General features: G+C 63.5%; 18 protein-coding genes and 3 pseudogenes. 16 read left to right on the forward strand and 5 right to left on the reverse strand.

What is annotated here, in order from left to right; all coding sequences use genetic code 11:
- Positions 1–69: 69 nt before the first annotated feature.
- The 16 genes and pseudogenes from V5F77_RS26730 to V5F77_RS26805 form a co-directional block, all read left to right on the forward strand.
- A complete protein-coding gene (locus tag V5F77_RS26730; RefSeq protein WP_429008141.1) occupies positions 70–894 on the forward strand; it encodes an IclR family transcriptional regulator in 825 nt (274 codons plus the stop codon).
- A gap of 85 nt (positions 895–979) precedes the next feature.
- Entirely contained in the window at positions 980–1,522 is a 543-nt protein-coding gene (locus V5F77_RS26735) for a TRAP transporter small permease (RefSeq protein ID WP_429008156.1), read from the forward strand.
- On the forward strand, positions 1,522–2,811 hold the full coding sequence (locus V5F77_RS26740) for a TRAP transporter large permease (protein ID WP_429008142.1): 1,290 nt from the start codon (positions 1,522–1,524) through the stop codon (positions 2,809–2,811). The genes V5F77_RS26735 and V5F77_RS26740 overlap by 1 nt, the downstream gene beginning before the upstream one ends.
- Before the next feature lie 26 nt (positions 2,812–2,837).
- The gene (locus V5F77_RS26745) at positions 2,838–3,881 is read left to right on the forward strand and encodes a TRAP transporter substrate-binding protein (protein WP_429008143.1); all 1,044 of its coding nucleotides are present in this window, start codon (positions 2,838–2,840) and stop codon (positions 3,879–3,881) included.
- Positions 3,878–4,906 (forward strand): TRAP transporter substrate-binding protein, encoded by a 1,029-nt coding sequence (locus V5F77_RS26750; protein WP_429008144.1) that lies wholly within the window; start codon positions 3,878–3,880, stop codon positions 4,904–4,906. Before V5F77_RS26745 ends, V5F77_RS26750 begins: the two co-directional genes overlap by 4 nt.
- A complete protein-coding gene (locus V5F77_RS26755) occupies positions 4,903–5,952 on the forward strand; it encodes a TRAP transporter substrate-binding protein (RefSeq protein ID WP_429008145.1) in 1,050 nt (349 codons plus the stop codon). Before V5F77_RS26750 ends, V5F77_RS26755 begins: the two co-directional genes overlap by 4 nt.
- Positions 5,953–5,988: 36 nt before the next feature.
- The gene (locus V5F77_RS26760; protein WP_429008146.1) at positions 5,989–6,444 is read left to right on the forward strand and encodes a MaoC family dehydratase; all 456 of its coding nucleotides are present in this window, start codon (positions 5,989–5,991) and stop codon (positions 6,442–6,444) included.
- A complete protein-coding gene (locus tag V5F77_RS26765; protein ID WP_429008147.1) occupies positions 6,434–7,705 on the forward strand; it encodes an acetyl-CoA hydrolase/transferase family protein in 1,272 nt (423 codons plus the stop codon). The genes V5F77_RS26760 and V5F77_RS26765 overlap by 11 nt, the downstream gene beginning before the upstream one ends.
- Positions 7,702–8,922 (forward strand): CaiB/BaiF CoA transferase family protein, encoded by a 1,221-nt coding sequence (locus tag V5F77_RS26770; protein ID WP_429008148.1) that lies wholly within the window; start codon positions 7,702–7,704, stop codon positions 8,920–8,922. The genes V5F77_RS26765 and V5F77_RS26770 overlap by 4 nt, the downstream gene beginning before the upstream one ends.
- Positions 8,923–8,938: 16 nt before the next feature.
- Positions 8,939–10,105 carry an acyl-CoA dehydrogenase family protein gene (locus tag V5F77_RS26775; RefSeq protein WP_429008149.1) on the forward strand — a complete coding sequence of 389 codons (1,167 nt, stop codon included), beginning with the start codon at positions 8,939–8,941 and terminating at the stop codon, positions 10,103–10,105.
- Positions 10,106–10,117: 12 nt separating this feature from the next.
- Complete coding sequence (locus V5F77_RS26780) at positions 10,118–11,299, forward strand: CaiB/BaiF CoA transferase family protein (protein ID WP_429008150.1); 1,182 nt, start codon at positions 10,118–10,120, stop codon at positions 11,297–11,299.
- The gene (locus tag V5F77_RS26785) at positions 11,299–12,183 is read left to right on the forward strand and encodes an HpcH/HpaI aldolase/citrate lyase family protein (protein ID WP_429008157.1); all 885 of its coding nucleotides are present in this window, start codon (positions 11,299–11,301) and stop codon (positions 12,181–12,183) included. Before V5F77_RS26780 ends, V5F77_RS26785 begins: the two co-directional genes overlap by 1 nt.
- Positions 12,180–12,692 (forward strand): AMP-binding protein, encoded by a 513-nt coding sequence (locus tag V5F77_RS26790; RefSeq protein WP_429008151.1) that lies wholly within the window; start codon positions 12,180–12,182, stop codon positions 12,690–12,692. The genes V5F77_RS26785 and V5F77_RS26790 overlap by 4 nt, the downstream gene beginning before the upstream one ends.
- A complete protein-coding gene (locus tag V5F77_RS26795) occupies positions 12,620–13,711 on the forward strand; it encodes an AMP-binding protein (RefSeq protein WP_429008152.1) in 1,092 nt (363 codons plus the stop codon). The genes V5F77_RS26790 and V5F77_RS26795 overlap by 73 nt, the downstream gene beginning before the upstream one ends.
- Positions 13,712–13,731: 20 nt before the next feature.
- Positions 13,732–14,202, forward strand: coding sequence for a MaoC family dehydratase (locus V5F77_RS26800; RefSeq protein WP_429008153.1), 471 nt, complete (start codon positions 13,732–13,734; stop codon positions 14,200–14,202).
- Between the two features lie 122 nt (positions 14,203–14,324).
- Positions 14,325–14,516: pseudogene (locus V5F77_RS26805) on the forward strand (transposase); the annotation flags it as partial.
- Between the two features lie 193 nt (positions 14,517–14,709).
- On the opposite strand, the pseudogene V5F77_RS26810 reads toward V5F77_RS26805, so the two are convergent.
- The 5 genes and pseudogenes from V5F77_RS26810 to V5F77_RS26830 form a co-directional block, all read right to left on the reverse strand.
- Positions 14,710–14,823: pseudogene (locus tag V5F77_RS26810) on the reverse strand (IS3 family transposase); the annotation flags it as partial.
- Positions 14,824–15,005 (reverse strand): annotated as a pseudogene (locus tag V5F77_RS26815) (EamA family transporter); the annotation flags it as partial.
- Positions 15,006–15,024: 19 nt separating this feature from the next.
- A complete protein-coding gene (locus V5F77_RS26820) occupies positions 15,025–15,621 on the reverse strand; it encodes a mobile mystery protein B (RefSeq protein ID WP_429008154.1) in 597 nt (198 codons plus the stop codon).
- Positions 15,622–15,626: 5 nt separating this feature from the next.
- The gene (locus V5F77_RS26825; protein ID WP_041578054.1) at positions 15,627–16,091 is read right to left on the reverse strand and encodes a mobile mystery protein A; all 465 of its coding nucleotides are present in this window, start codon (positions 16,089–16,091) and stop codon (positions 15,627–15,629) included.
- A gap of 77 nt (positions 16,092–16,168) precedes the next feature.
- On the reverse strand, positions 16,169–16,489 hold the full coding sequence (locus tag V5F77_RS26830; RefSeq protein ID WP_429008155.1) for a hypothetical protein: 321 nt from the start codon (positions 16,487–16,489) through the stop codon (positions 16,169–16,171).
- Positions 16,490–16,904 lie beyond the last annotated feature (415 nt).

Consider the following 16,904-nt stretch of genomic DNA (forward strand, 5'->3'; position numbering starts at 1 on the left):
TAACACCCGATGGTTGACAGCCGCACGCAAAGGTGTTATCCAAAACGCATAACGGTATAGCTTACGAATATGCAAACAGTTTCTTTAGAATCCAAGCAGCCTTCGCAAGGAGATCGTGGCGGCCCGCAATCGGTCGGCCGCATCATTGTCATTCTTGAGTCGCTCTCTGACTCGTGCATCGGCGCTACCCTGTCCGAGCTCGCCGCGATCACCGGCGCACCGAAGACCAGTCTGGTCGGACTGTTGGCGGGCCTGACGGCCGAGGGTTGCTTACTGCGCAACGAGGCAGGGCAGTATTCGATCGGTCCGCGCGTGCTTTCGCTGGCTATGCGAGCCATGGCCGGGCGTGAACTGACCTCGGTCGTGCGTCCAGTCCTGGCCGCATTGGTCGAGGCCACCGGCGAGACCGCGGTGCTCGGCGCCATGGCGCCTGATGCAGAACTCGCGATCTATCTCGACAAGATCGAAAGTTCCAACCCGATTCGCTATACGGTCACCGCGGGCGAACGGCGCGAGCTCTATTGCACGGCCATGGGCAAGGCGTTGCTGGCCTATCTCGATCCGACGAGGATTAAGCACTATCTGAAGACCTCGCGGCTCGAGCGCTTCACCGAAAACACGATCACAGGCAGAGCTGATCTGCTCGCCGAACTCGCGCGAATACGCCAGGACGGCATCGCGCGTACCAGCGAGGAGCGGGTGGAGGGGGCCAGCGGACTCGCAGCGCCGATATTTTCAAGTGATGGCACCGTGATCGCCGCCGTGCTGATCGCGGGTCCTTCGGCGCGGATGCGCAGCAAGGCAAAGAGAAACGAGCGGCTAGTCAAGGATGCCGCGGCTGAATGCACGCGGCTGGTCGGCGGTGTCGCGCCGCTCGCAATGCCAAAGGAGTGAAGCTGATCTGCTGACGATGCCTTGGATCGATCCATAAGAACAAAGGGGCGGTACGCCTTACCGGAGGAGACAAAACGTGAAAGTCATGCAACGACTAGACAAGGTCATCACGCTGCTGGAGCAGGCGTGGATGGTTGTCGCTACCTTGATGCTGCTGGCCATCATGCTGGTCAGCACGCTTGACGTGGGGCTGCGGTACGCCTTCAATAGCCCCCTGGGGTGGTCCTACGACCTGATCTCGATCTACCTGATGTCCGGGCTGTTCTTTTTTGCCCTATCGGACACGCTGCGCTGCAACGATCACGTGTGCGTAGACCTGCTGCACACCGTCATGACGCCGCGCCAGCGCCATGCGGCGCTGATCCTTGGCTACGCGCTGGCGTCTGTGGTGTTCGCGCTTATGATCTGGCCTGCTTTCCAGCGCACGGTCGAGAGCTGGCGAAACGACGATGTGGTTGCGGGCTCTATCGGCTGGCCCACCTGGGTGTCCTCGCTGTTTGTGACACTGGGCTTCGCCGTGATATGGCTGCGCATCGTGTTCCGCTTTGTCGGCCACAGCTTGTCTGCGGCGACCGGTCGCGAAGTCATCGCGCTGCCTCCCATTTCCGGCACGCAGGAGGTGGTGTGATGCTGCCGCTGCTTGTCATTCTGGGGATGATCGCGCTACTGACCACCGGCGCGCCCGTGGGCTTCTCTTTGCTGATCGCCGGCGTCTTCGGCCTGTGGGCCAAGGGCGGCCTGGAAGTGGCGCTGGGCGTTCTGGGCACCGCGCCCTCGTCGGCCGCCAGCGCCTACGAGCTGATCACGATTCCGATGTTCATGCTGATGGCGGAGTTCGTCATCCTGAGCGGCATCGCCGACGGGCTGTTTCGCAGTGCGACCATCTGGGTCGGCCGCATCCCCGGCGGGCTGGGTGTCGCGACCACGCTGGCGGGCGCCGGCTTCGCCGCGATCTCGGGGTCGAGTACGGCGTCGGCCGCCACACTGTCCTCCACCACCATCCCGGCGATGCTAAAGCAGGGCTACGAGCCGAAGATGGCGTGCGGCATCGTGGCCATCTCCGGGACCCTGGCCATGCTCATACCGCCAAGCATCGCCTTGGTGCTGTATGGCATTGTGGCCAACGTGAGCATCGGCAGGCTCCTGATCGCGGGAATCGTGCCCGGAATCCTGGTCACCATCACGATCATCCTGACCATCCTCTTCCTGGTCTGGAAAGACCCGACCTGCGCACCCGTGGGCCGGGCATATACGTGGCGAGAAAAGCTCGTCACGCTGCGCGAAGTGGGGCCGATGATCACGCTGTTCGTGGTCGTGACAGGTCTTATCTACAGCGGCATCGCGACGCCCACCGAAGCGTCGGCGTTGGGCGCGTTCGGTGCCTTGGTGCTCGCGATGCGCGCCAGGAGCGTGACGCCGTCGTCGATGATGCACTCGCTCAAGCGCGCCGCGCATTCGACCTGCATGATCCTGATGATCATCCTGGGTGCCCAGGTCTTCGGTTATTTCATCACGCTGACTCAGGTGACACAGCAGCTGGTGGCCTGGGTCTCCACGCTCGCGGTTCCCGGCTTGGTGGTCATCGCGGCGCTGCTGTTGATCAAGATGCTGCTGGGCGCGATCATGGATCAGGCCGCGATCATCATCCTGGCCGTGCCGATCGTGCTGCCGGTGGTGGTCTCGCTGGGCTACGACCCGATCTGGTTCGGCGTGATCATGGTCGTCACCGCCGAAGTGGGCCTGGTCACTCCGCCGATCGGCCTGAACGCATTCGTGGTCGCGCGCTATACCGGCCGGCCGCTGTGGGAAGTCTTCCATGGCCTGTTGCCGCACGTGATCGCACATCTGTTCGTCATTGCCTTGTTCGTCCTGGTTCCGCAGACCGTGTTGTGGCTCCCCTCTACGATGTCGCGCTGAACAGCTCTTTCACTCCTGGAGGTCGCATGAATATTCCCACACGCGCTACCCGCAGGGTCCGCCTTTTCCGCCGCAGCGCCATTGCCATTGTGCTGGCCACCCTTGGCGTCTCGGCAAGCGCGCAGGCGCAGAAGCTGCGAGTTGCCGACTCCTTCCCGGTCGGCCACTATGTCGCGAAATACACGATCAAGTACTGGATGAGCGAGGTTGCGCGCCTGAGCAATCAGACTGTCGAGTTCGAGTACTACCCCGCCGAGCAACTCGGCAAGGCCAAGGACATGTTGTCACTGGCGCAGACGGGCGTGGCCGATATTACCTATGTCGCACCGGCCTATATCTCCGACAAGCTGCCGCTGTCGGCCGTGGTGGAACTGCCGTTCGACTTCTCCAGTTCATGCGTCGGCACCAAGGCCTACTGGAAGATGGCCAGCGAAGGTGGCATCCTGGCCAACCGGGAACTGGGGCCGCTCGGTGTCAGGGTGCTGTTTGCGCTGATGCTGCCACCTAACCAGCTGGTGCTGGCCAAGGCGAAGTTCGACGGTATGCAATCGCTGGAGGGAATGAAGATCCGCACGGCCGGCGGTGCCAAGGAACTGATGCTGCGCAAGCTCAAGGCCGTGCCCATTCAGGTCGCCGCGCCCGAACTGCACGAAGCGATGTCGCGCGGGACCATCGACGGCATGCTGATCCCGCTGTCCAGTATGCCGCCCTACGAGCTTGAGAAGCTCAGCAAGATCGCTACCTCCAGCGAAAACTTCGGCAGTTTCATCATCAGCTACGTCATCAGTGAAGCGCGCTGGAAGACCCTGCCGCCAAACGTGCAGAAAGCCATGATCGACGCTGGCCGCGAGACCACGGAGCGCGCCTGCCGCCTTGTGGAAGAAGACGACATCCAGGTGATGGAAAAGCTCAAGGCGGCGGGCATGTCGCTGATCAACTTGTCGCCGGCGGACAAGCAGACCGTCAGCGCCGTCTCGCGGGCCGTGGGCAGCGATTGGGCCGGGGCACTGGACAAGCGAGGAAAACCCGGCACCGAAGTTCTGCGCGCGTTCGAAGAGGCACTTAAATGAAGACACTGTTCACTTTCCTAGCAGCCGTCACTGCCCTGTTCATGCTGCCTTGCGTGGGCCACGCCCAGGTCAAATTAAGGGTCGCTGATGCGCTCCCCGCCAATCACTTCTTCGTCGAACAGGCAACCCGCTTTTGGATGCAGGAGGTCACCCGCGAGACCAAGGGTGCGGTGACCTTCGAGTACTACCCGGCCGAACAACTGGGCAAGGCCAAGGACATCCTCTCACTGACGCAATCCGGCGTGATCGACGTCGGCTATGTCGTGCCGTCCTACGTCTCTGACAAAATGCCGCTGACGGCCGTGGCGGAGTTGCCCAGCACCTATTCAACGTCCTGCGCCGGCACGCTGGCCTACTGGAAGCTGGCGCGTGGCGACGGCGCGCTCGCTCGCCGCGAGTACGAGCCGAACGGCGTCAAGGTGATGTTCGCGATCGTTATGCCGCCGTACCAGATCTTCAGCGCCCAGAAGAAGATTGACGGGCTCAAGAGCATCGGGCTCAAGAGCATAGAGGGCCAGAAACTGCGCACGACTGGCGGCGCTCAGGACGGGATGGTGCTCAAACTCAAGGGCATACCGGTGCGCATGACGGCGCCCGAACTGCACGAGTCTTTGTCTCGAGGTACTGTGGACGGGATGGTCTTTCCGACTGCGAGCGTGCTGGCGTACGACCTCGCGGGGCTAGTGAAGTCCGGCACCGCCAACGAGAACTTTGGCAGCGCCGTGCTCACGTACATGATCTCCAACACGCGCTGGAATGCGATGTCCCCCGCAGTGCAGAAGGCAATGCTGGATGCCGGTGACGCCGCCACGCGCCGTGTGTGCGCGTATGCCGACCGCGAGGTCGAGAATGACCTGGCGAGGATCCGCCAGAAAGGCGGCACGCTGGCGCCATTGCCAGCTGCGGATCGGGCCTCGGCGGCGCCGATGATGTCAGCCGTACGCCAGGACTGGGCCGCCCAGCTCGACAAGCGCAGCCGCCCCGGCACTGAGGTTCTGAATGCTTTCGAGGAGGCGCTCAAATGACGCACCGCCACAATCGGTTTGCCCCGTTGCGCTTGGCGCTGCGCGGCCTTGGGGTCGTGACAATGATGGTTTGCGGTGCGGCGCATGCGCAGGAAAAACTGCGTGTGGCCGATGCGCTGCCGGTCGGCCACTACATCTCGGAATATGCCACGAAGTTCTGGATGCAGGAGGTGACCCGGCGCACCGGCGGCGCAGTGCAGTTCGAGTACTATCCCGCGGAGCAGCTCGGCAAGGCTAAGGACTTGCTGTCGCTGGCGCAGAGCGGCGTGGCCGACGTCGCTTATGTCGCCACGTCGTACGTGTCCGACAAGTTGCCGCTGAGTTCCGTAGCCGAGCTGCCCGGCAGCTTCTTGACTTCTTGCGAGGGGACCCTGGCTTACTGGAAGCTGGCAGTCGGGGACGGGATCATCGCCAAGCGCGACTTCGAGCCCAATGGCGTGCGCGTGCTATTTGCGCTGTCCTTGCCGCCCTACCAGCTGCTGACCGCCAAGCGCCGGTTTGATTCCATGCCGGCCGCCAAGGGATTAAAGATACGTATTCCCGGCGGTGCGGCGCTGGACGCGATGGTCGGTGGAATGAAGGCCGTGCCCGTCCGCGTCTCTTCGCCAGAGCTGCACGAGACCCTGTCGCGAGGCACCATCGACGGCCTGCTGTTTCCCTACAGCAGCACCATCACCTATGACTTGGTAAGCCTGCTCAAGTATTCGACCATCGGCGAGAACTTTGGCAGCGCGGTGATCGTCTACCTCATCAGCGATGCGCGCTGGAAGAAGCTGCCACCCGATATGCAAAAGGCGCTGGCCGAAGCCGGCGACGCGGCGACGCGGCGTGGCTGCAGTATGATGGACAAGGACGTGGACTCCGACGCTGCCAAGCTCAGAAAGGGCGGGGTCGAACTGGTCGCTCTGCAGCCTGCCGTGCACGCCGAGCTGGTCAGCCTGGATGCGGCGGTCGCCCAGGAGTGGGCAGAGTCGCTGGACAAGCGCGGCAAGCCGGGCTCGGAGGTCCTCAACGCCTACCGCGCCGCGCTGATCCCTTCACGCTGACTTCCCTTTATCAAGAACCACACAGGAGCCTCACTCATGGCCGGACTCTATTTTGAAGACTTCGAACCCGGACACGTCTTTAAGCATGTACTGACGCGCACCGTGACCGAAATGGACAACACGCTGTTCTCACTGATGACCATGAATCCCCAGCCGCTGCACCTCGATGCGGAATTTTCCGCGTCGAGCGAATTCGGGCAGCGCCTGGTCAACAGCTTGTTCACACTCGGTCTGGTGATCGGCATGACGGTGGTGGACACAACGCTGGGCACCACCATCGCCAACCTGGGCATGACGGACGTGAAGTTCCCCAAGCCTGTGTTCCACGGCGATACGCTGCACGTTGAAACCGAAGTGATCTCCAAGAGAGGCAGCCAGTCGCGCCCGAACGCCGGCGTGGTCGAGCTGGAGCATCGTGGCATCAACCAGCGAGGCGAGCTCGTGTGCAGCTGCCGTCGCACCGCGTTCATGAAGCGACGCAATGCACAGTGAAGTCGCCGCCGGCGCACTCGACCTGGCCGGCATCGTGCGGCCGGGGGACAGCGTGCTGTGGGGCCATGGAACGTCCGAACCGCTGGTGCTGAGCGAAGCGTTGATGCAACAGCGCTCGCGCATCGGACGGTTCTCGGTCTTCCTGGGTCCCACCTTCTCGCGCACCGTCCAGCCGGAACATGCGGACCACGTTAGCTTCACCGGATACTGCGGCATCGGCGCCAACCAGGCGCTGTACGCCGCCGGCGCGATGGACATCGTGCCATGCCATATTTCGCAACTGCCGGCCTTGATTGCCGACGGCACTTTGCGCTGCGACGTCGTGATGCTGCAATTGAGCGGCCCGAACGCCGACGGCATGCACAGCCTGGGCGTGTCGCACGACTACATCCTCGAAGCGGCGGTGCGCGCGCGCGTGGTGATCGCCGAAGTCAATGACCAGGCGCCGTGGACTTTTGGGGCCGAGGAACTGGTGGGCTTGCGTATCGACCACGTCGTGCGCAGCTCGCGCGCGGTGCTGACCTTGCCAGCGCGCCCCGCTAATGAGGCGGAACGTAAGCTCGCAGCCATTGCGGCAGCATTGGTGCCAGACCGCGCCGTTCTGCAAGTCGGCATCGGCGCCATTCCCGAAGCGATCCTCAGCGCCTTGGGCAACCGGCGCGACCTGGGACTCCATTCGGGCGTGATCGGTGATGCCGCCGCCGACCTGATCGAGAAGGGCGTTATCACCAATGCGTTCAAGACTATCGATCGCCATGTCTCGGTGACCGGAATGCTGGCTGGAACGGAGCGGCTCTACCGGTTTGCCGACCGCAATCCGGCGCTGCGCTTGCGGCCGGTCCGGTATACGCATGCGGCACAGGTGCTCGGTGCGATCGACAGGTTGTATGCGGTCAACTCGGCGATCGAAGTAGATCTGAGCGGCCAGATCAACGCCGAGACCGTCGGCGCCGATTATGTGGGCGCGATCGGTGGCCAGGTCGATTTCATGCGTGGCGCCGCGCTGTCCCCGGGAGGACGTTCGATCATTGCCATGCCCTCCACCGCCGCCAACGGGACGCGCAGCCGCATCGTCGCGCGCCTGCCCTCGGGTGTGGTGACCACGCCGCGCAGCGATGCCGACCTGGTGGTTACGGAATGGGGTGTGGCAGAGCTGAGCGGCCAGCCACTGGCCGAGCGGGCCCGGCGGCTGGCTGCGATCGCCCATCCGAATTTTCGTGAACAACTCGAACGTGAAGCTCATGCACGGAGAACGAAATGACGGGACCTCTCGCCGGCGTCAGGATCGTCGATCTGTCGACGGTCCTCATGGCGCCCTATGCCACCCAGATTCTCGGCGACATGGGAGCCGACATCATCAAGGTGGAACCTCCCGGCGGCGACCCGATCCGCGGCATCGGGCCGGCCCGGCATCGTGGCATGGGCTTCATGTTCATCAACGCTAACCGCAGCAAGCGCAGCGTTGTCCTGGACCTGAAGCAGCCCGAGGGCCGGGCCGCAGCGCTGGACCTCGCCAAGGGCGCCGACGTGCTGATCTACAACCTGCGCCCGCAGGTGATGGCCCGCCTGGGCCTGACTTACGAGGAGGTGTCGACCGCCAATCCCCGCATCATCTACGCCGGCATGTTCGGATACGGCCAAGACGGGCCCTACGCGGGCAAGCCGGCCTACGATGACCTGATCCAGGGCGCGGTGGCAATCCCCTGGCTGTCGCACAAGGCCGACGGCAGCGAGCCGCGCTACGTGCCCACCGCAATCGTCGATCGCGGCGTGGCCCTGTCCGCCGTGGGGCTGGTGAATGCGGCGCTCTACCACCAGGCGCGCACCGGACAGGGGCAGCGCATCGACATCCCGATGTTCGAGATGATGGCCAGCTTTGTGCTCAGCGACCACATGGCCGGCCACACCTTTGACCCGCCCTTGGGGCCTCTCGGTTATCCGCGCATGCTGACGCCGGACCGCCGTCCCTACCGCACCAAGGACGGCTATCTGTGTGTGCTGGTGTATTCCGACCGCCAGTGGCGCTCATTTTTCAAGGCGCTGGGCCGTGAGGACGAACTCGAGCGCGACCCGCGCTTTGCCAACATGACCACGCGCACCGAGAACATCGGCGCGCTCTACAGCGAGCTGGCATCGCTGCTGGCCACGCGGACCACCGCCGAATGGCTCGCGCTGCTGGACGGCGCCGACATTCCGGCGATGCCGCTGCACAGCCTCGACTCGCTGCTAGCGGACCCCCATCTCGAAGCGACGGGCTTCTTCTCGTTTGTCGACCATCCCAGCGAAGGCCGGCTGCGCGAGATGGCCGTGCCCAGCACCTGGTCAGCGTCGCAGCCCAAGGCCCAGCGCCATGTGCCGCGGCTGGGCGAACACAGCATCGAGGTGTTGCGCGAGATTGGCTACAGCGAGGAGCGCGTGGCTGTGCTCCTCGAACGCGGCGTGACCGCCTCGCCTTCCCCTTACAACCCAACCCTTTGAAACAGGAGAAACAATCATGGAATTCACACTGACACCCGAGCAGGAAGGCATCCGCGAAGCGGCAGCGAAAATCTGCGCCGGATTCGACGACCAATACTGGCTCAACAAGGACCGCGAGGGCGGGTTTCCGACCGACTTTCACGCCGCGTTCGCGCACGATGGCTGGCTGGGCATCTGCATCCCCACCGAGTACGGCGGCTCGGGCCTGGGCATCACCGAGGCGGCGCTGATGCTGCAGACCATCAGCGAATCCGGCGCGGGGATGTCGGGCTGCTCGGCGCTGCACCTGAACATCTTTGGCCTCAACCCGGTCGTCAAGCACGGTACCGACGAACAGAAGCGCCGCATGCTGCCCCCGCTGATCGCTGGCAAGGAAAGGGCCTGCTTCGTGGTGACCGAGCCGAACGTGGGCCTCAACACCACGCAGCTCAAGACCAAGGCCGAACGCAAGAGCGACCATTACCTGATGAATGGCGCGAAGATCTGGATCTCGTCGGCCCAGGTGGCCGAAAAGATGCTGATCCTGGCGCGCACGACTCCGCTGGAAGAAGTGAAGTCGCCCAAGCATGGCTTGAGCCTGTTTTACACGACGCTAGACCGCGAGCACATCGAGGTTCGGGAAATCGAGAAGATGGGGCGCAAGGCCGTGGACTCCAACCAGTTCTTCATTGACAATCTGCGTGTGCCGATTGAGGACCGCATCGGCGAAGAGGGCAAGGGTTTCGAGTACATACTTGACGGCATGAACCCCGAGCGCATCCTGGTTGCTGCTGAGGCGATTGGTCTGGGACGTGTGGCCCTCAAGAAGGCGACCGCCTATGCCAAGGAACGCGTCGTGTTCAACCGGCCCATCGGCAAGAACCAGGGCATCCAGCATCCGCTGGCCAAGAACTGGGTCGAGCTCGAAGCGGCCCATCTGTTAATGATGTCGGCTGCCTGGCAGTACGACAACAACATGAACTGCGGCGCCGCCGCCAATGCGGCCAAGTACTTCGCCGCGGAAGCAGGCTTTCAGGCGTGCGAGCAGGCCATCATGACGCATGGGGGATTCGGCTATGCCAAGGAGTACCACGTGGAGCGCTACCTGCGCGAGGTGCTGATCCCGCGCATCGCACCCATCAGCCCGCAACTGGCACTGTCCTATGTAGCCGAGCGGGTGCTCGGCTTGCCGAAGTCGTATTGAGGGATCGCAACCATGGGACCACTCAAGGGATTGAAGGTAATCGAGTTTGCCGGCATTGGGCCCGGGCCGATGGCCGCCATGTTGCTGGCCGATATGGGCGCGACCGTATTGCGGTTGGAACGACCTGCGCCAAGCGGCCTGGGCCTGAGCCGGCCCACGCACCTGAACTTCCTGAACCGCGGACGCCGTTCGGTGGTCCTGGACTTGAAGCGTCCCGAAGGCGTGTCACTTGCGATGTCGCTTGTGGAGAAAGCGGATGCCCTGATCGAAGGCTTTCGTCCGGGCACGATGGAGCGGCTGGGGTTGGGGCCGGGCGAGTGCTTGGCCCGCAACCGCCGGATCGTGTACGGCAGGGTCACAGGGTGGGGTCAGGATGGCCCGCTGGCGCAAGCTGCCGGGCACGACCTGAACTATATTGCACTGTCCGGCGCCCTGGACGCCATCGGCCGCCGCGGCCAGCCTCCGACGCCGCCGCTCAACTTGGTCGGGGATTACGGCGGCGCCGTTTACCTTTGCATGGGCATGCTGGCGGCTAGGATCGAGGCGCAGCTAACCGGACTGGGCCAGGTGGTCGACGCCGCGATGGTTGATGCAGCTACTTCGCTGATGGCCTCGACCTACGGACTACGGGCCGCAGGCATGCACGAGGGGCCGCGGGGAACCAACATGCTCGATTCGGGCGCGCCCTACTACGACGTGTACGAATGCTCGGACGGGAAGTACATCTCCATAGCGCCCATAGAAGCCAAGTTCCGGGAGCAGTTGTTTGCACTGCTCGGCCTGCCCGAGCGCTTGTGGGCGCTGGCGAATGACCCGGAGGGTTGGCCCGCCCTTCGCGCGGAACTTGCCACCCGCTTCAGACGCGAAAACCGCGATCACTGGTGCCGGATGTTGGAAGGCACGGATGCTTGCTTTGCCCCGGTGTTATCAATGGACGAGGCGCCAATCCACCCGCACCAGCGGGCCCGCCATGGCTTCGTGGAAATCGGCGGCGTGGCGCAGCCCGCGCCTGCACCGCGTTTCAGCCGCACGGTGAACGCGGTGCCGACGGCGCCCGAGCCACCCGGAGCGAGCGCCGACGCCGCGATGGCCGAGTGGGGGTTCTCAAAGGCCCAGATTGACGACCTCAGGCGGCAGGGCGCATTGCTCAGACGCACCGACGGTGCGCAACCCGACCAGGTAGGTACGCCATGATCCGTTCCATGCTTTTCGTGCCTGGCGACAGCGCACGCAAATTCGAAAGTGCGCTGTGCACAGCAGCGGATTCCCTCATCATCGACCTGGAAGATTCGGTCGCGCAGGGTCGCAAGGCACAGGCCCGGCAAGACACACTGGAGATGCTGCGCGCGCCGCAGCCTCATGCGAAGGTGCTGTTCGTGCGCGTCAACGCGCTCGACAGCGGCATGGCATTGGCGGACTTGGCCGCGATCATGCCCGGCCGCCCCTACGGCGTCGTCCTTCCAAAATGCCAGAGTGCAGATGACGTGAAGAAGCTGTCGCTCTACCTGGACGCCTTCGAGGCGGTATCGGGCGCGCCAAACGGTAGTACACGCATCCTGGCCATCGCCACCGAAACCGCGCAGTCGCTGTTCGGCCTGGGCACTTATACGGCTGCCGGCCCGCGGCTTTGGGGTCTGATGTGGGGCGCGGAAGACCTGTCCGCATCGCTGGGAGCGAGTACCAACCGGAAGGAGGGACGCTGGCTTGATCCCTACCTCATGGCGCGCAGCCTGTGCCTCGCAGGCGCGGCGGCCGCTGGCGTGGCCGTCATCGACACCGTCGAAACGGACATCGGCGATCTGGATCGCGTACGCTTGGCGTCAGTGGACGCGCGGCGTGACGGCTTCAGCGGCAAGGCCGTGATTCATCCGAAGCACGTCGATGTGGTCAATGAAACCTTTTCGCTGACCGAGGAAGAGCGCGCGTGGGCGCAGCGCGTCGTCGCGGCCTTTGCGGCCGATCCCGACGCCGGCGTCGTGCGGCTGGGCGATATGATGATTGACAAGCCCCACCTGCGCGCAGCGCAGCGCATGCTGGGAATCCACGCCGCCGCGGGGTCCGAAGTGAGGCGGCAGTGAACCTGAACTCCTTGTTCGCGAGGGCCGTGGCGGCGCACCGTGACGCACCGGCCGTTGCGCTCGGTGAGCGCATCCTCTACACGTACGGCGGGTTCGATCTGCGCGTCAAGCGACTGGCCGCGTCGCTGCGGCAAGCCAGCGGCGGCGGCTCCGGGGAGCGGGTCGTGCTGGTGATGAAGAACAGCCCGCAATACGTCGAGCTGCAGCTGGCGACATGGTATGCAGGCCTTTGTGCGGTGCCTGTCAACTCTAAGCTGCACCCGCTCGAACTCAAGTACATCCTGCGCGATTCAGGCGCGAAGGTCTGTGTGTCATACGGTGACCTGATGGCCGACCTGGAAGCGGTGGCCGGCCGCATCGCCGGGCTGGAGCTGATCGACGCGGATTCGGCACGCTATGCACAGATGGTCGGGGCCCCCCGGCTGACGCGCGGCCGATGGGCGATGACGAGCTTGCCTGGCTCTTCTACACCAGCGGAACCACCGGCCGGCCCAAGGGGGTCATGCTGACGCATGCCAATCTGGTGGCCATGGCAATGTGCTTTCATGCGGACGTCGCCGCCGTGGACCATCGGGACGCGATTGTGCATGTGGCGCCGCTGTCGCACGGCAGTGGCCTGTATGCCATTCCGCTTTGGATGAAGGGCGCGCTGCAGGTGATCCCACAAAGCGGTGGCTTCGACGAGGCGGAGTTGTTTGCCCTGATTGCGCGATTTGAGCGCATAAACCTGTTTGCCTCGCCGACCATCGTACAGCGCATGGTGCGCTATGCGCAGGAGGTCCACCCACCGATCGTCAACCTGAAGACCGTCATCGTTGGCGGCGCACCGTTCTATGAGAAGGATGTGCGCGCCGCGGTCGGTTGCCTGGGGCCTCGCATCGCGCAAATCTACGGGCAGGGCGAGAGTCCCATGACCATTACCGCGATGTCCGCCGGCGAAGTGTCTGCGGCGATCGAGTGTGGTGATGACGAGATGCTGGCTTCCGTAGGCACTCGGCAGTCGCTGGTGGAGGTACAGGTCTGGGATAACCGCGACCAGTGCTGCCCCGTAGGTACGATGGGTGAGGTGGTGGTGCGCGGGGCTACTGTCATGAAGGGCTACTGGAACAATCCTGAAGCCAGCGGCAAGACCCTGACAGGCGGCTGGCTGCGCACCGGCGATGTCGGGTACCTGACCGGGCGCGGCCTGCTGAGGCTAACCGACCGGTCCAAGGACGTGATCATCAGCGGCGGCAGTAACATCTACCCGCGCGAGGTCGAGGAAGTCCTGTTGCTGCATCCCGACGTGCTCGAAGCTGCCGTCGTCGGGCGCCCCAATGCCGATTGGGGCGAGGACGTGTGCGCATTCGTCGTTGGCAAGGCGGGGCGTGTGCTGACCTCAGAACATCTCGATCGGCTTTGTCTCGACCGTATCGCGCGCTTCAAGCGACCCAAGCAGTACATCTTTGTGGAAAGCCTGCCCAAGAACAATACGGGCAAGGTACTGAAGACAGCCCTTCGAGCGCGCCTGCTCAAAGACGAAAACTAACATCCAGGAACGAGCAATCCATGAGCGAACCGGTTTCACGCTTGGGACAAGGTTTCTTTTGGCAAGACCTTCGCGTCGGCCAGAGATTCCAGACGTTTCGCCGCACAGTGACCGAAGCAGACTTGGTGAATTTCATCAATGCCACCGGCATGGTGGAGGCCATCTTCATCGATGCCAACTACCAGGGCGGCGCAATCAACGGACGCCCTGTTCCAGCAGTCTTGACCTACGCCCTGATCGAAGGCTTCATTCTCCAGTCAATGATCCAGGGAACTGGTCTGGCGATGCTCGAATTGCACAAGAAGATCTTCAGGCCGGTGATGGTCAACGACACCATCCACGCCGATGTCGAGGTCACCTCCGTTCGCGAAACCTCGAAGGGCGGACGTGCAGTGGTGATTTCACGCATTAACGTTTTCAATCAAAACAACGAGATGGTTATGACGTATACGGCCACGCGACTGCTGGCGGGGCGACCTGCGGCGCCCTAACCCGTCTTATTCATGATGGCCCGCCTGTGGGGCTGGCGGATGTAGCCTAAGCGATTGATGTGGCGTAGGATTCGGTTGTTGAAGCCAACCCTTTCCACCCCATCGAGCCGGCCACACCCGCCATGACCGACGATACGACTCTGCCGTTCTGGTTTCCAGCCGTCCGGGGCAAGAAGCTCACCGCCGCGTTCGACGGCGGGCGCCTGTCGTCGAACGGTGGCGTGATGCTGCTCGCCGAGGCAGCGCGACGGATGGGGATCGCCGAGAAGCTTGCGGCGGTGATCCCCGAAGCTTACGCCGTGGGCCGCCTTGTTGGGAGGCGATTAATCCGCTGTTTTTCGTGGTGTGAGTGTTTCGCCACGGTGCAAGCAGCGAGGATAGCCACGTGACCGTTCAGCGGATGGAGATCATTACCGGGGTTGGTCGGCGACGAACTTGGCCGATGGCTTTGAGGGAGCAGATTGTTTCGGAGACGCTCGCGTCGGAGACTGAATCGCCCCGAGTTTTCTAGACGCCGTCGGCTTTCGCTTTGTGCTGCCGTTCGAACTCGATGGGTGACAGCATCCCGTTCCGTGCGTGCTTCCGGGTGGGATTGTAGAACATCTCGATGTAGTCGAACAGCCGGTGCTCATGCTCTATCGCTTCATGGATATGCTGGTGCTGGTGCTGGTGCCGCTCGGACAGATGCAGCCATAGGCCGGCCGCCATCAGGCCCCGGCGGCCACCAACTGCACCGAAATCGCCTCGGCGAGCATGACAACGGCCAGCACCGCGCCCACGAACGGCGTGAGGGAGAAAAGCGCAGCATCATCGACGCTCGGGCTAGGAGCGAGAGAATGCCAACAACGGCGTGATGTCGTGGTTATCGGCCGCGCGGAGGGCCGCGATGTAGCGGGTGCGGGTTTCACCAGCGTCGACCAAGTTTGCGCGGCCCCAGCTGAACGGAGGCTGTCCGAGCTGCCGGGCGAGCAAATCGCCGATCAGACGTGAGAACCGCCCATTTCCGTTCGGATAGGGGTGGATGACCACCAGACGATGGCTGAATCGGACGGCAATTTCGTCGGGCGGGTAGGTGCGATGCTCGACCCAATAGCGGACATCGTCCACGGTTTGCCTGACATCCATTGCGACGCGATGGGCGTCAACGCCGATGTTCCTCCCCGTCGTGCGATATTGTCCCGCCCAACGCCACACGTCACCGAACATTCGGCGGTGCAGTTCGTTCAAGAAGTCCGGGTCGAGGACGTTCCGCCGTCGCGACATCGCCCAGCGCAAGCCTTCGCCGATATTGACCTGCTCGGCCTCGTTCAGCTCATGCCGCAGGGTGATGTAGGAGGGGATGAGTTGCTCTCGCTCCTCGGTGGTCAGCGGCGTATTGGCCTTGTCGTCATCCTGGAACAGCGGGTCGTCTTCTTCCATGGAGATCAGTCGTCCTCCCACAGGCGCCGTGGCGAGTCGGCAAGAAGGATCTCCATGAGACGGCGCCGCTCGTCCTCAAGATCGGGCCTGAGCAATGCCTGGTTCTCAAGCTGCATCGTGTGGTCGAGTCGGGTCACATCCCGCCCTGCCTTCTCAGCCGCGCGTTCACGGAGAAGGTCATCGAGCGGCTTGATCGGCACGAAAGCGTAGACGAACGTGCAGTTCATCGCCGCTGCCGCCTCCCGAAGCGTCCTGATGGTCGTGGCGCCCGAAACCTCCGCTTTCTCGATAGCCGGGACGCGAGACGGGGCGGCGCCCATGCGAGCGGCGAGTTGCCGGCTGCTCATCCCGAGGGCTTCGCGAATGGCTTTCATCCATCCGCGCGGTGGGACGGCGAGGCTGAGTCCGCGCAGCGGCGCGAGGCGACGTTCCAGTTGTTTGCGCGCGAGCGCAGCTTGTTTCGCGTTCATAAAATGATGTCCAACGCAGGAACCTACATAGCATATACATATGATCAAAAAAAGTAAAAACGCTCATTTATAAATGCTCATTCCATCATGGCCAGGGTCCTGGCGATCGTCGGCGCCAGTTGGCGAACGTCGTTGGCCTGGTTCGTCACATCGGGGCCGAGGATGATCTGCTCGGCCGTCACCACGGCCTGGGCATTGTAGCCCTGAAGGTAGCCCTTGCGGCTCTTCATGATCCGGCTGTCCGGATCGGTCACGTTGGCCTTGGCCTCCTCGTTCACGACGCCTTCGGCCGATTTCGGCTTGCGACCCCGCTTGCGCCGGCCGCTCGACTTCTCCTCGGCCGCGCGGGCGTCGATCTTCTCCTGCTGCTCGGCCCGTTGCCCGTCGGCCTCGCGCAAGAGCCGCTCATGGCAGGAGCGAAGCCGGGACAGCCGACCCGACGGCTCCCTCAGGTCGGCGGGGAGCTCGTCACCCCGTGCCTCCCCCGAACATCTCGTCCTCGGCGGCGTCGATCGCCTCGGCCTGGCCCGCGCCCGGACCAAGATCGGGCTCGCCAACCTCACTTACAACATCAAGCGCTTCCTGTGGATCGAAACCCGGCCGGTGGCGACCTGCGAGAGGCCCGGGAAGGGGCCCTCGCGCCCCCTCACCACACCGCACCTGACCGGCGATTGATCCGGCAAGAGGCGCCTGCATCCTCAAAACACCGTCCGAACCGTCCTTATAGGCGGTTCTTCGAGGTGTCCGAGCGGCCGCCCCTCGGAATCGACGAAATAGGCGGGATAGATCGCCTCTTAGGCAAGGGCGTCTTTT

The organism is Roseixanthobacter psychrophilus, assembly GCF_043195195.1.
In the GTDB taxonomy this organism is placed as follows: domain Bacteria; phylum Pseudomonadota; class Alphaproteobacteria; order Rhizobiales; family Xanthobacteraceae; genus NCEH01.